At 69.4% G+C, this 12,151-nt stretch carries 13 protein-coding genes; 9 read left to right on the forward strand and 4 right to left on the reverse strand.

What is annotated here, in order from left to right:
- Position 1: 1 nt before the first annotated feature.
- On the reverse strand, positions 2 to 889 hold the full coding sequence (locus GNX95_RS10785) for a metal-dependent hydrolase (RefSeq protein WP_246281567.1): 888 nt from the start codon (positions 887 to 889) through the stop codon (positions 2 to 4).
- 320 nt (positions 890 to 1,209) lie between these two features.
- Here GNX95_RS10785 and GNX95_RS10790 point away from each other — a divergent pair, with 320 nt between their 5' ends.
- Genes GNX95_RS10790 through GNX95_RS10830 form a run of 9 tightly spaced genes read left to right on the forward strand, consistent with a single transcriptional unit; the run spans position 1,210 to position 9,965 of the window.
- Positions 1,210 to 1,929 carry an MlaE family ABC transporter permease gene (locus GNX95_RS10790; RefSeq protein WP_163507986.1) on the forward strand — a complete coding sequence of 240 codons (720 nt, stop codon included), beginning with the start codon at positions 1,210 to 1,212 and terminating at the stop codon, positions 1,927 to 1,929.
- On the forward strand, positions 1,929 to 2,786 hold the full coding sequence (locus GNX95_RS10795) for an MlaE family ABC transporter permease (protein ID WP_163506952.1): 858 nt from the start codon (positions 1,929 to 1,931) through the stop codon (positions 2,784 to 2,786). The genes GNX95_RS10790 and GNX95_RS10795 overlap by 1 nt, the downstream gene beginning before the upstream one ends.
- Complete coding sequence (locus GNX95_RS10800) at positions 2,783 to 4,003, forward strand: MCE family protein (RefSeq protein WP_163506953.1); 1,221 nt, start codon at positions 2,783 to 2,785, stop codon at positions 4,001 to 4,003. Before GNX95_RS10795 ends, GNX95_RS10800 begins: the two co-directional genes overlap by 4 nt.
- On the forward strand, positions 4,000 to 5,016 hold the full coding sequence (locus GNX95_RS10805) for an MCE family protein (protein WP_163506954.1): 1,017 nt from the start codon (positions 4,000 to 4,002) through the stop codon (positions 5,014 to 5,016). The genes GNX95_RS10800 and GNX95_RS10805 overlap by 4 nt, the downstream gene beginning before the upstream one ends.
- Positions 5,013 to 6,005, forward strand: a complete 993-nt coding sequence (locus GNX95_RS10810; RefSeq protein ID WP_163506955.1) for an MCE family protein — start codon at positions 5,013 to 5,015, stop codon at positions 6,003 to 6,005. The genes GNX95_RS10805 and GNX95_RS10810 overlap by 4 nt, the downstream gene beginning before the upstream one ends.
- Positions 6,002 to 7,072: an MCE family protein gene (locus tag GNX95_RS10815; RefSeq protein ID WP_163506956.1), complete on the forward strand. Its 1,071-nt coding sequence runs from the start codon at positions 6,002 to 6,004 to the stop codon at positions 7,070 to 7,072. The genes GNX95_RS10810 and GNX95_RS10815 overlap by 4 nt, the downstream gene beginning before the upstream one ends.
- Complete coding sequence (locus tag GNX95_RS10820) at positions 7,069 to 8,115, forward strand: MCE family protein (RefSeq protein ID WP_163506957.1); 1,047 nt, start codon at positions 7,069 to 7,071, stop codon at positions 8,113 to 8,115. Before GNX95_RS10815 ends, GNX95_RS10820 begins: the two co-directional genes overlap by 4 nt.
- Positions 8,112 to 9,341: an MlaD family protein gene (locus tag GNX95_RS10825; protein WP_163506958.1), complete on the forward strand. Its 1,230-nt coding sequence runs from the start codon at positions 8,112 to 8,114 to the stop codon at positions 9,339 to 9,341. Before GNX95_RS10820 ends, GNX95_RS10825 begins: the two co-directional genes overlap by 4 nt.
- Positions 9,342 to 9,353: 12 nt before the next feature.
- Complete coding sequence (locus tag GNX95_RS10830) at positions 9,354 to 9,965, forward strand: VirB8/TrbF family protein (protein ID WP_163506959.1); 612 nt, start codon at positions 9,354 to 9,356, stop codon at positions 9,963 to 9,965.
- A 1-nt stretch (position 9,966) separates the two neighbouring features.
- On the opposite strand, the gene GNX95_RS10835 is transcribed toward GNX95_RS10830, so the two are convergent.
- The 3 genes from GNX95_RS10835 to GNX95_RS10845 form a co-directional block, all read right to left on the reverse strand.
- Entirely contained in the window at positions 9,967 to 10,611 is a 645-nt protein-coding gene (locus GNX95_RS10835; protein ID WP_163506960.1) for a TetR/AcrR family transcriptional regulator, read from the reverse strand.
- Between the two features lie 182 nt (positions 10,612 to 10,793).
- A complete protein-coding gene (locus GNX95_RS10840) occupies positions 10,794 to 11,510 on the reverse strand; it encodes a VIT1/CCC1 transporter family protein (RefSeq protein WP_163506961.1) in 717 nt (238 codons plus the stop codon).
- Positions 11,511 to 11,639: 129 nt separating this feature from the next.
- Positions 11,640 to 12,098, reverse strand: a complete 459-nt coding sequence (locus GNX95_RS10845; protein ID WP_163506962.1) for an SRPBCC family protein — start codon at positions 12,096 to 12,098, stop codon at positions 11,640 to 11,642.
- Between the last annotated feature and the right edge of the window lie 53 nt (positions 12,099 to 12,151).

A 12,151-nucleotide genomic window follows, 5' to 3' on the forward strand; every position in this document is an offset into this window, starting at 1 on the left:
GTCAGTGCGCGGCCTGAGCGGCCGGCGAGGAGGCGAGGTACGCGACCGCCTGGCTGGTCGAATATTCCTGGCTCGGATGGAAGCCGGGACGCAGATAGCGGAGCGCGGCGGCGGCCAACTGGCGGCGCTTCGGCAGCAGGCCGCGCTTGGCGGCACGGCCGACATCGCGCCAGCGCAGCCGCTGACCGCGCAGCTCCGGGTCGTTGGCGATCATGAATCTGGTGCCGCGGATCCACATCAGGCCGATCATCGGCGCGACGATCGCCATGGCACGCAGCCGCCGCACGTACCGCCGGTCCAGGTGCCGCGCCAGGTCGAACGCGACGGCGCGATGCTCGACCTCCTCGGCCGCGTGCCAGCGGAGCAGGTCGAGCATGGTCGGGTCGATGCCGGCCTCGTCCAGCGCCGAGGCGTTGAGCATCCAGTCGCCCATGTGCGCGGTGAACTGCTCGATCGCCGCGACGATCGCGACCCGCTCGACGAGATACTGCTGTACCGTACGCTCCGGCAGGTCGTCGCGGGTGCCGAGCACGCGGCGGAAGATCCACTCGACGCGATCGGTGAACGGCCGCGGGTCCAGGCCGCGCGCCAGCAGGTGGTCGAGCACCTCGCTGTGCGCCTCGGCGTGCACCGCCTCCTGGCCGATGAACCCGAGCACCTGCTCGCGCAGCGTGTCGTCGCGGATCTGCGGCAGCGCCTCCTGGAAGAGCCGTACGAACCAGCGCTCGCCTTCCGGCAACAGCAGATGCAGCACGTTCATCACGTGGGTCGCCATCGGCTCACCGGGGACCCAGTGCATCGGAAGCGCGGACCAGTCGAAACGTACGTCCCGTGGCTGCAGGACCAGGTTGTCCGGCTCGCACCTACCAGGAGCCTCGTCGGTGGTCACGTCGGTCGCCTCCATCCGTCACCCGGCCGGCTTACCTGCTACCAAGTGTCGCATGAACTACTTTCAGCACGGTAACTTACTGTGGAGTAGATAGCAATGATAGAAATTCCGTCGGATCTATCGCCAACGACCTGACTCATGAGTAGGGTCCGGGTCGGAGCGTGTGACGCGCACCACCCCCAGGACAGCCAGCCCTCCCACCGAGCAAGGGGTCGCCAGTGGTCGATGCCCGGTTGAGGCAGTCGCCGATAGCGCGCGGACCGGTCGCGAGCGCCGCGGCCGAGGTGGGGCTGCTGCTCGGGTTCGCCGTTGAGACCGCGATGGCCGTCGGCCGGGTCGTACGCCGGCGCCGGTTCGCCTGGCGGGAGTGCCTGGAGCAGACCTGGTTCCTGGCCGCGGTCACCAGCATCCCGTCGGTGCTGGTGATGATCCCGCTCGGCGTGGCGGTGGCCATCACGGTCGGCTCGTTCGCCAGCCAGATCGGCGCCGAACGCTACAGCGGAGCGGTGGTCGCCTTCGTGATCATCGGCCAGGCGGCACCGCTGGTCTGCGCACTGATGATCTCCGGCGTCGGCGGCTCGGCGATCTGCTCCGACCTCGGCGCACGCAAGATCCGCGAGGAGACCGACGCGCTGGAGGTGCTCGGCGTGTCTCCGGTGGAGCGCCTGGTCCTGCCCCGGATGATCGCCGCGGTCGTCGTGACGGTCCTGCTCGACGGCGTGGTGATGGCGGTCGGCATCGGCGCGACGCTGATCTTTCACGTCCAGGTGCTGCACGGCACCGCCGGCAGCTTTCTGGCGACCCTGACGCAGTACGCGCGTCCGGAGGACTTCGTGCTCGCCGAGATCAAGGCGGCGACCTTCGCGGTCATCGCCGCGATCGTCGCGAGCTTCAAGGGCCTCACCGCCAAAGGCGGACCGCAAGGCGTCGGCGACGCGGTCAACGAGTCGGTGGTGCTCTCGTTCATCCTGGTCTTCGTCGCCAACACCGCGATGACCGAGCTCTATCCGCTCATCGTGCCGGCCCGGGGCGCGTACTGATGGCCGGCCCGTACGTCGCCGGCGTCTGGGCGGTCCGCGCGTACCAGCGGACTGTCGACGCGCTGGCGATGGTCGGCCGGCAGTTCACCTTCTACGTACGTGCACTCGCCGCCATCCCGCGTACGCTGCGCCGCTATGGCAAGGACGTGGCCAGGCTGGTCGCCGACATCAGCTTCGGCTCCGGCTCGCTGCTGGCCGGCGGCGGCACCGTCGGCGTCATCTTCGCCATGTCCTTCGTCGCGAGTACGCAGGTCGGCCTCGGCGGTTACCAGGGGCTCGACCTGATCGGCCTGTCGCCGATCACCGGCCTGGTGGCCGCGCTGGCCAACACACGGGAGATCGCGCCGGTCGTCGCGAGCATCGCGCTGGCCGCGAAGGTCGGCACCGGATTCACCGCTCAGCTCGGCGCGATGCGGATCGGCGAGGAGGTCGACGCGCTCGAGTCGATGGCCGTGCCGTCGCTGCCATATCTGGTGACGACCCGGATGATCGCCGCGTTCGTCGCGGTCATCCCGCTCTACCTGATCGGCCTGTTCGGCTCGTACGTGGCGACCGGCTTCGCGGTGGTGTTCCTGTCCGGGCAGTCCGCCGGCACGTACGACTATTACTTCCACCTGCTGCTCACACCCACGGACGTCCTCTACTCGCTGGCGAAGGCACTCATCCTGGCGGTCGTGGTGACGCTGGTGCACTGCTTCTATGGCTACACCGCGACCGGTGGGCCGGCCGGCGTCGGCAAGGCGGCCGGCCGGGCACTGCGGGTCAGCATCGTGATGATCATGCTGGTCGACGTGCTCCTGACGCTCACGTTCTGGGGTCTGCGGCCGACCCTGCCAGGCGTCGGAGGCACCACATGACGCGGCGCGGCACGCTGGCGGTCCGCGGCGGCCTGGCACTCCTGCTGATGCTGGCCGCGACCGTCGCCCTGATCGTCAACAGCACCGGCGCGTTCAACCGCGATCCCGTGGTCACCGCGACCGTACCGGCGACCGGCGGATCCATCGCGCCACTGTCGTCGGTGCAACACCACGGCGTCGTCGTCGGCACACTGCTGGCCGTCGAGGCCGGCACGCGTACGTCCAAACTGGTGATCCGCCTACGGCCGGCCGCCGTCGACGCGATCCCCGCCAACGTCCAGGTGCGGCTGCTGCCGCGTACGGTCTTCGGCCAGGCGTACGTCGACCTCGTCACGCCACAGTCGGGACCGCACGGCGAGCTGCGCGACGGGTCGATCCTGCGTGCCGACATGTCCGCCGAGACGATCCAGCTCTACCAGGCGTTCAACCGGATCTACGACCTGCTCACCGCGCTGCAGCCGGCGCAGCTGGACGCGGCACTGACCGCGGTCGCCGACGCCGTACGCGGTCGCGGCGATGACCTCGGCACGACGATCGCCGAGCTGGACACCCTGACCCGCCAGCTGCGGCCGACCATCCAGTCCGTCGGCCCCAACCTGCGCGCTCTGGCCACGCTCAGCGAGCAGCTGGCCCAAAGCGCACCGGACGCGTTCCACGCGCTCGACGACGCGGTCGCGATCTCCGCGGTGATCGTCCAGAAGCAGCAGAGCCTGCGCCAGCTGCTCAGCGCCGGCACGTCGCTGGCCGACGAGTCCGACCGGCTGCTCGGCGACAACTCCGGCCGGCTCATCCAGCTGGTCCGGCTCACCGGCCCCACACTGGCGGCGCTGTCCGGCCGGTCGGACCGGATCAGCGACACGCTCACCTCGCTGCACTCCTTCCTGGACAAGGGAAACCAGGTGTTCGCCAGCGGCCGCCTGAAGATGCGCGCGCCGATCGTCTTTCCGCCGCCGCAGGCGTACTCGGCGGCCGACTGTCCGCGCTATCCCGGACTAGCCGGTCCCAACTGCGGCTCGGCGCCGCCTCCGGCCGCGGCGCCGCCACCGGCACCGCCGTCCGGCGGGACCGCCGGACCGGTCGGCAGCAACCAGGAGCAGAACACCATCGGAGCGCTCTTCCCGGACATCGTCGACCCGGCGGCGCCGGGCCGCACGGCCGGTCTGCTGGACATCCTGGCCGGACCGATCCTGCGCGGCTCGCAGGTGGTGACGCCGTGACCCGTACGCTCGTCAAGCTCTCGTTGTTTCTGCTGGCGTCCGTGCTGTCCACGGTCCTGGTGGTCAACACGTTGTCGCAGCCGCTGAACGCACCGGCCAACGGCTATCGCGCGGTCTTCACCGACGCGCAGGGACTGGTGCCAGGCAGCGACGTGCTGATCGCCGGCATACGTGTCGGCCGTGTCGACGCCGTCCGGCTGGTCCGTACGCGGGCCGAGGTCAGCTTCGAGATCACCGACGACCAGCAGCTGCCGGCCGACGCGCACGCGATCATCCGCTACGCCGACCTGGCCGGCGGTCGCTATCTGTCAATCACCCCGGGGAGCGGCCACAACGCCGGCGTTCTCCGTCCCGGCGACACGATCCCGGTCTCCCGCACCAGGCCGGCGCTCGACCTCACCGCGCTGCTCAACGGCTTCAAGCCGCTCTTCGACGCGATCGACCCGAAGGAGGTCAACCAACTAGCCGGCGAGATCGTCACGGTCCTGCAGGGGCAGTCCGGCACCATCGCCGACCTGCTCAACCGGCTGGTCGCGGTGACCGCCAACCTGGCCGGCCGCGACCAGGTCATCGGCGCGATCCTGTCCAACCTCAACGCCGTACTCGACACGATGACCCGCAACCAGGCCAACTTCCGCGCGTTGCTGACCGGCCTCGCATCGCTCGCGAGCGCGGCGGCGGGCGACCGCCAGCAGATCGCCGCCGCGATCGACGGCACCGCCGCACTGGCCGGCTCGCTGTCCACACTGGCGACCCAGCTGCGCGCGCCGGCGACCACCGATCTGCGTCAGCTCAACCGCGCGGCCGGCATGGTGACGGCCAATCGCGCCGCGCTCGACCGCGCGCTCAAAGGCGCGCCGCGGCTGATCGGCACGGTTGGCAAAGCGCTGGACTATGGCACCTGGCTGAACATCTACATTTGCAACCTGAGTGTCTCGGTCGGCACCGAGGACGGCCCCGGCGCGACCCTGCCGGTCGCGGTCAGCGGCGCCAGATCGCCGGTGTGCCAATGAGGATCTTCGGACGCGGTCAAACGCCGACCGCGGTGACCCGCGGCATGGTCGGCGGACTCGTGCTGGTGCTCATCGGTGTGCTCGCGGTCGCCGGACCGCAGGTGCTGTTCTGGTTGCGGACCAGCGACTACACCGCCGACTTCGGCAACGCCAGCGGCCTGGCCGCCGGCGACCAGGTGTACGTGGCCGGCGTCGCGACCGGCCGGGTCACCGCGGTCAACCTGGCCGGCGACCACGTCGAGGTGCACTTCCGGCTCGACCGAGCGCAGCCGCTCGGTGACCGTACGACCGCGTCGATCAAGGTCGCGACGCTGCTCGGCCGGCGCTACCTGGCGATCGTGCCGGCCGGCGACGGCGACTCCGGCGCGATCCCGGTGGCGCGTACGTCCGTGCCGTACACGCTGGACGACCTCAGCCGCGACACCACCAGCACGACCGCACAACTGGACCTGCCGGCGCTGCAACGGATGCTGGCGACCATCACCGAGGTCACCCCGACCGACAACGGCGTCGTCAACAAGACACTCACCGGCGTCTCCGCGGTCGCGGCGATCGTCGCGCAACGCGAAGGCCAGATCCGCACGCTGCTGACCTCCGCGCAGACCGTGACCACCTCGCTGCTCCAGCAGCAGGCCACGCTGGTGACGCTGCTCGGTGACGCCGGGCTGGTGGCGCAGATGCTCAGCCAGCGCCGCCAGGTGATCCGTACGATGATCGCCGACCTGGCCGCGCTCACCGCGCAGGTCAGCCAGTTTCTGAAAGCCAACGGAGCGGCGGTCGACCAGCTGCTGACCCGGCTGCACTCGATCACCGCGCTGCTCGCGCAGAACGACCAGGCGATCGGTGCGACGCTCACGCAGCTGGCGCCGACCGTACGCTATCTGGCCAACGCCACCGGGAATGGTCCATGGGGCGACGTGTCCGGTCCGGCCGGACCGCTGCCCGACAACCTGCTGTGCGTCGCCGCGCTGGTCAGGGGTTGCCGATGAGGTCACAGCGGATCATCGCCGTCATCGCCGGCCTGGCTGTCCTGATCGGCGGCGGTTACGTCTTTCTCCGGCCGGATCCGGCGCTGACCGTGTCGGCCGACTTCGCGCACGCCGACGGCGTCTTCGCCGGCAGCAAGGTGGCGATCCTCGGCGTGCCGGTCGGCCAGGTGACCGCGGTCGAGCCGCGCGGCGCCGTCGTACGCGTCTTCATGCGGCTGCCGCGCGACCTGAAGATCCCGGCAAACGCGCAAGCCTGGATCACCACGCCGTCGGTGATCGCCGATCACACTGTGGAGTTCACTCCTGCCTATCGCGGCGGCTCGAGCCTCGAACCTGGCGCGATCATCCCGGCCGCGCGTACGCACTCACCGATCAAATGGGCCGAGCTGGTGCGATCGCTGGACACCCTGCTGACCGGCCTCGGACCCAACGGACTGGACCAGAACGGCTCGCTCGGCACGGCGTTGCACAGCGCGGCGACGGCACTGCGCGGAAACGGCACGCCGTTCCGCTCCGCCGTACAGAATCTCGCGCAGGCCAGCGGCGTGCTGGCCAACGACAGCGACGATGTCGGCGCGCTGATCACCAGCCTCAACAAGCTCGTCTCGCTGCTGGTCGTGCACCGGTCGAGCATCACCACGCTGACCACGACAGTGACCGCGGTCGCGGGTGACCTCAACGACGAGCGCGCGACGATCAGCGCCGCGTTGAGCCAGCTGGCGACCGTGTTGACGCAGGTCGCGGCGCTGGTCAGGACGCATGGCAGCGCGGTCGGCGCAGACCTCACCCGGCTCAACCAGCTGACCGGCACGCTGGTCGCGCACCAGCAGGACCTCGCCGAGATCCTCGACGTCCTGCCGCTGGCCTCGGACAACCTCGGCCGGGCGGTCGGGCCGGACGGCCGCCTGCGCGTACGGCTGGACATCTCCACGACGCTGACGCAGTTGGACGCGACCCGGCAGCTGTGCCAGCGGTTGCCGGTGCCGCTGTGTGCCGCGCCAGGTGTGGTCAACCCGATCCCGTTCCCACCGAGCCTGTCCAACCCGCTCACCGGAGGCGGCCGATGAGGAGACTGGCCGCGTTCCTGGCGACCGCCGCACTGCTCCTGGGCGGCTGCGGCCTCAGCTTCCAGAACCTGCCGCTGACCCAGGCCGGCGGCTCGTCGTACGCGCTGACCGCGGTGTTCACCGACGCGGCGCAGCTGCCGCTCGGCGGGCAGGTCCGCATCGGGCAGGCGGTCGTCGGCCGGGTGACCAGCCTGCACGCCCGCGACTTCCAGGCGGTGGTCGGCATGCGCATCGACTCCGGCACGCGGCTGCCGGTCGGCACGACCGCGCGGCTGGAGCTCACATCGGTGCTCGGCGAGGAGTACGTGCTGCTCGTGCCGCCCGAACGCGCCGACCGCGGCTTCCTGGCCGACACCGCGACCATCGGCATCGACGACACCTCGCGTGCGCCGGATGTGGAAAACACGCTGGCCGCCGTCGGCGCGCTGCTGTCCGGCAGCGGCCTGGACCAGGTGCGCACGATCGTCACCGAGACCAACCGCGCGCTCGCCGGTCACGAGCAGCAGGTGCGTACGCTCCTCGGCCAGCTCGACACGCTGCTGCGGTCGCTCGACGCGCACAAGGACGACATCAACCGGACGATCACCGCGCTCAACACCTTTGCCGCCGCCGGCGCCGGCAACCGCGCCACGCTGCAGGCGGCGCTGACTCACATCACGCCGGCGCTGGACGTCCTTCTCGGCCAACGCACCGAATTCACCGCACTGCTGGTCAGCATCAGCCGGCTCGCCAAGACCACCACCGGCGTGCTTTCGCGGACCAGCAGCGGAATCGTGGCCAGAGCGAAGCAGCTGCAGCCCGTGCTGAGCTCGCTGGCGAGTTTCGACTCCGAGCTCGGCTCGACGCTGATGTCGTTGCGCACCTTCCAACAGCTGCTCGGACAGACGATCCCGGGCGACTACCTGACGCTCGACGCGACGCTTGACGTGTCCGGCACGGTCGCCGCGCTGCTGTCCGGCGGTGGCCGGATCGCGCCGAGCGCGCCAACCGGGCGGTCGAGCGCCGGCGGCGTCGGCGGACTGCTTTCCGGAGGCCTGCGATGAACCGCCGCTCCCCTGCCATCCGGCTCGTGGTTTTCACGTTGATCGGCGCGTTGTGCACGGCGTACGTCGGTGTGCAGCTGTTTGGTGCGAGCGCACTGCGCGGCACCTTCCAGGTGACCGTACGGATGGCCGACGCCGCCGGCTTGGTGACGCAGTCGCTGGTGACCTATCGAGGCGTACGCGTCGGAACCGTCCGCGAGGTCAGCCTCGACAAGGACGACGCCGGAGTGTCGGTGGTGCTCGGCATCGACGCCGGTCAGCGCATCCCGGCCAATGCCAGGGCGGTCGTCGACATGGACACGCCGATCGACATCCAGCACGTGGATCTGCAGCCAGCCAACGGAAACCCGCCATATCTCAGCGACGGCGACGTCATCCGGGGAAACCGCACGGCGACGCCGCTGCCGTTGGAAACGTTGCTGGTGCACCTGATGCGTTTCGCCGACAGCATCGACACCAAAGACGTGGCGACGCTGACCACCGAGCTCTCGACCGGACTGGCCGGCATGGGACCGACCCTGCGGCAGCTGCTGGACAACCTGGTGATCGTGCTGCGCGGCCTGCAGACCTACCAGCCGCGGTTTCTGGCGCTGGTCAACAACACCAACATGCTGCTGAACCCGGCGAACCCGGGATCCGTCGACCTGCCGGCGCTGGCGTCGGCGCTGCGCGGGCTGTCCGGCCAGATCCGCGCGCACAGCGGCCAGATCGGCACGCTGCTCGACCAGGGCACCGGTGTCGCCAACCAGCTCGTACCGCTGCTGCGGGACAACCAGCAGTCTTTCGCCGCGCTGCTTGGAAACACGGTGACGACCGCGCAGATCGTCAGCATCCGTACGCCGGCGGTGACCGAGCTGCTGATCTCGTTGCCGGACACCTTCACGAAAGTCGGCGGCATCGTGGACGGCGACACGGCGAATTTCTCTTTGCTGGCCGCACAAGGACCCGTCTGTTACTACACGACGCCACGCCGTACGCCGACGCAGACCGCGCCGCGCGCCATCCAGCCCAACTATCTCTGCGATTCGGACCTGCCGGATCTCCAGCAGCGCGGTGCGCAGAACGCGCCGACACCGCAGCGACGCAGCACCGGCACGTACGACCCGGTGTCCGGCCAGGCCTCGGACGCCGACGGCAAACGGTTCCGCCTCGGTTCCAACGGCGGCCAGGCGGCCGCCTTCGGATCGCAGTCGTGGTCCGCGTTGCTCATGCAGGGTGTCCAGTAAGGAGTCCGCGCAATGTCCCAGAACGCCACCCGATCGCGGCCGTCACCCAAACCGCGACTGGAGAAGGACGAGCCGGTCGAGCAGGAGGAGGTGGCGCCGGAAATCAGTGTCGGCACGGCCGTCCGCCGGATCGGCCGCGCATTGGTGCCACGCGCCGGAATCCGTACGATCGCCATGGTCGCACTCATCGTCGCGCTGGCCGCCGTGGCGGCGTATTTCGGCTGGCAGACCTACGATCGCGCCAACACCACCAAGGCGCAGGCCACGGCGTTGGCGGCGGCACGCACGTACGCCGGCGACCTGTCGACCTACGACTACCGGTCGCTGGACCGCAACTTCACCAAGGTCACCGCCAACTCGACCGGCGATTTCGCCCAGCAGTACAAGAAAGTCAGCCAGAACCTGACCAAGCTGATCCAGCAGTATCACGCGACGTCCAAAGGCACCGTCGTACGCGCGGGAGTCAGCGAAGGCACCGCGGACCGGGTCGTGGTGGTGTTGTTCGTCGACCAGCAGATCACCAACACCAACAGTCCGCAGGCCAGGGTCGACCGCAACCGGATGCAGATGGTGCTGGTGAAATCCGCCGGCCGCTGGCTGATTTCCGACGTGGCCCTGATTTAGGCTATTTCGCCGACACGACCAGCGGCGCGATGTGCCGGCGCGCGAACTCGCGGGTCTTTTCGTCGTCGCCGCTCGGAATGCGGCCGTCCGGAGTGAGCACCATCGACTGCGCGAGCCGGGCGAACATCTCGGCCACCATGTCGACGTCGTCGGCGTTCGCGATCGGGCTTCCACGCAGCCGGCGGATTTTCTGCGCCACGTACTCGCGGCCGAGCGCGATCACCGGTCCACCGGCAATCGTCAATGCCGGCAGCACGATCTCCGGCTCGGTGTCCAGAATGCGGCGCAGCAGCGGATGTTCGCGCGCGCCGACGACGAACGCGACGAAACACTCCACCACTTCCTCGACCGGCGTACTCGCGTGCGCGATCTTGCTGTCCACGTCGGCGATGAACCGCTGCACCTCACGGGTCACGGTGGCCTGCACCAAGCCGCCTTTCTGCGGAAAACGCCGGTAAACCGTGGCGACGCCGACACCGGCGCGGCGGGCGATCTCGGTCATCGTGGCGCGCTTGATACCGAAATCCAGGAAGGTGTCCATCGCGGCGTCCAGCACCTGGCCGGCGTCGGCCGAGCCGCGCGGCGCCGGCACGACACTTTCCGCGCCACCGACCGGCGGCTGGCACCTTTCGTCCACTGACAGCATGAGCCACGATCCTACCGCCGCCATCACCGTACGGCGGCGGCCAAAGCACATCTCAGCAGGGAATTCGTCCGATTTGCCGGCCACCGAACGACCCGCTCGCGGAAAGTGTCCGACCCGAGGCGCATCGTGGAAATCGGGGGTGCCACCAACTGGTCAGCAATATTTTCGGATAGGCATTTTCGTCATAACGTGACGCCGAGCAGATGACCGACGCCGTACGTGACGGCCATCGCCAGCGCTCCACCGGCGACCGTACGCACAGTCGCGCGCGCGATCCGCGCGCCGCCGAGCCGCGCGCTGATCGCACCGGTGATCGCGAGCGCGACCAGCACGGCACCGAAACACAGCGGCGCGCGGATCGGCGAGGGCAGCATGATGACCAGCAGCGGCAGCAATGCGCCGATCACAAACGAGACGGCCGACGCGGCGACCGCCTGCCACGGGTTGGTGAGATCGTCCGGGTCGATCCCCAGCTCGACCTCCGCGTGTGCGCGCAGCGCGTCGTGTTTGGTCAGCGCCTCGGCGACCTCCATGGCCAGCGCCGGCGGCAGGCCCTTCTCCTGGTAGATCTCGGCCAGCTCGCGCAGCTCCGCGTCCGGCATGGTGCGCAGTTCCCACTTCTCCTTGGCCAGCAGGGCCTTCTCGCTGTCGCGCTGCGTACTCACCGAGACGTACTCGCCGGCCGCCATCGACAGTGCGCCGGCGAGCAGGCCGGCGACTCCCGCGGTCAGGATGGTGCCGCGGTCGGCGGTCGCGGCGGCGACGCCGAGCACGATGCCGGCCACCGAGACGATGCCGTCGTTGGCGCCGAGTACGCCGGCACGCAGCCAGTTCAGCCGGTTGGACAGGCCGCCACCAGTGTGTTGGTCCGGCTCTCCGGCGTGCGTCACCTGAGTCATGACAGCGACGGTAAACCGCGCCGCGCCGGCCCTCACACTCAGCGAAGCCTAAGAACCCAGGTAACGCAGGCGGTCACGACAGCGGTCGGTCAGCGTTGGTGGCTTGGCCGCAGAGCCGACCGCTGACCGTCATCGGCTTGCGGCGACTTCCTCGGCTCGGCGCGCCAGGCCGTCGACCAACCCCCGTACGGTCCCGGTGAGCTGCCGGCGATAGAGCCAGCCGGTGCCGATGACCTTGGGGTCGAAGGAGGAGTGCCAGCTGATCCGCGTGCCACCGCCGGCCGGTTCCAGGTCGATGTCGGCGCGGTAGTCACGCAACGCGAGACCTTCCAGCAACACGTAGCTCAGCCGCCGGTCCTGGACCAGCTCGACGATCTGCTCGCGGACGTGATAGCGGCCGGTGTGGAAATACCGCACCTCGCCGAGCTCGTCCGGCTGGCCGGTCTGCGCGCCGCATCCGGGCGTGATGAGCTCGTACGCGCCGAGTGACGAGAAGGTCGGCCACGTGCTGCCGTCGCGGAGCACGCTGAACACCGTCGCCGGGTCCGCGCTGCTGGTCGCGCTCGCTCTGATGTGCTGGCTGGGCATCGTATCCTCCACATGGTGTACCACCTGGTACATGTACCATATGGTACGTCGAC

The organism is Fodinicola acaciae, assembly GCF_010993745.1.
GTDB classification, from domain to species: Bacteria; Actinomycetota; Actinomycetes; order Mycobacteriales; family HKI-0501; genus Fodinicola; species Fodinicola acaciae.

Excerpts from the sequence above, each read along its gene's own strand:
- GNX95_RS10790 (WP_163507986.1), top strand. The coding sequence starts at position 1,210 with ATGGCCGTCGGCCGGGTCGTACGCCGGCGCCGGTTCGCCTGGCGGGAG.
- GNX95_RS10795 (WP_163506952.1), top strand. The coding sequence starts at position 1,929 with ATGGCCGGCCCGTACGTCGCCGGCGTCTGGGCGGTCCGCGCGTACCAG.
- GNX95_RS10800 (WP_163506953.1), top strand. The coding sequence starts at position 2,783 with ATGACGCGGCGCGGCACGCTGGCGGTCCGCGGCGGCCTGGCACTCCTG.
- GNX95_RS10810 (WP_163506955.1), top strand. The coding sequence starts at position 5,013 with ATGAGGATCTTCGGACGCGGTCAAACGCCGACCGCGGTGACCCGCGGC.
- GNX95_RS10815 (WP_163506956.1), top strand. The coding sequence starts at position 6,002 with ATGAGGTCACAGCGGATCATCGCCGTCATCGCCGGCCTGGCTGTCCTG.
- GNX95_RS10820 (WP_163506957.1), top strand. The coding sequence starts at position 7,069 with ATGAGGAGACTGGCCGCGTTCCTGGCGACCGCCGCACTGCTCCTGGGC.
- GNX95_RS10825 (WP_163506958.1), top strand. The coding sequence starts at position 8,112 with ATGAACCGCCGCTCCCCTGCCATCCGGCTCGTGGTTTTCACGTTGATC.
- GNX95_RS10830 (WP_163506959.1), top strand. The coding sequence starts at position 9,354 with ATGTCCCAGAACGCCACCCGATCGCGGCCGTCACCCAAACCGCGACTG.
- GNX95_RS10835 (WP_163506960.1), bottom strand. The coding sequence starts at position 10,611 with ATGCTGTCAGTGGACGAAAGGTGCCAGCCGCCGGTCGGTGGCGCGGAA.
- GNX95_RS10840 (WP_163506961.1), bottom strand. The coding sequence starts at position 11,510 with ATGACTCAGGTGACGCACGCCGGAGAGCCGGACCAACACACTGGTGGC.
- GNX95_RS10845 (WP_163506962.1), bottom strand. The coding sequence starts at position 12,098 with ATGCCCAGCCAGCACATCAGAGCGAGCGCGACCAGCAGCGCGGACCCG.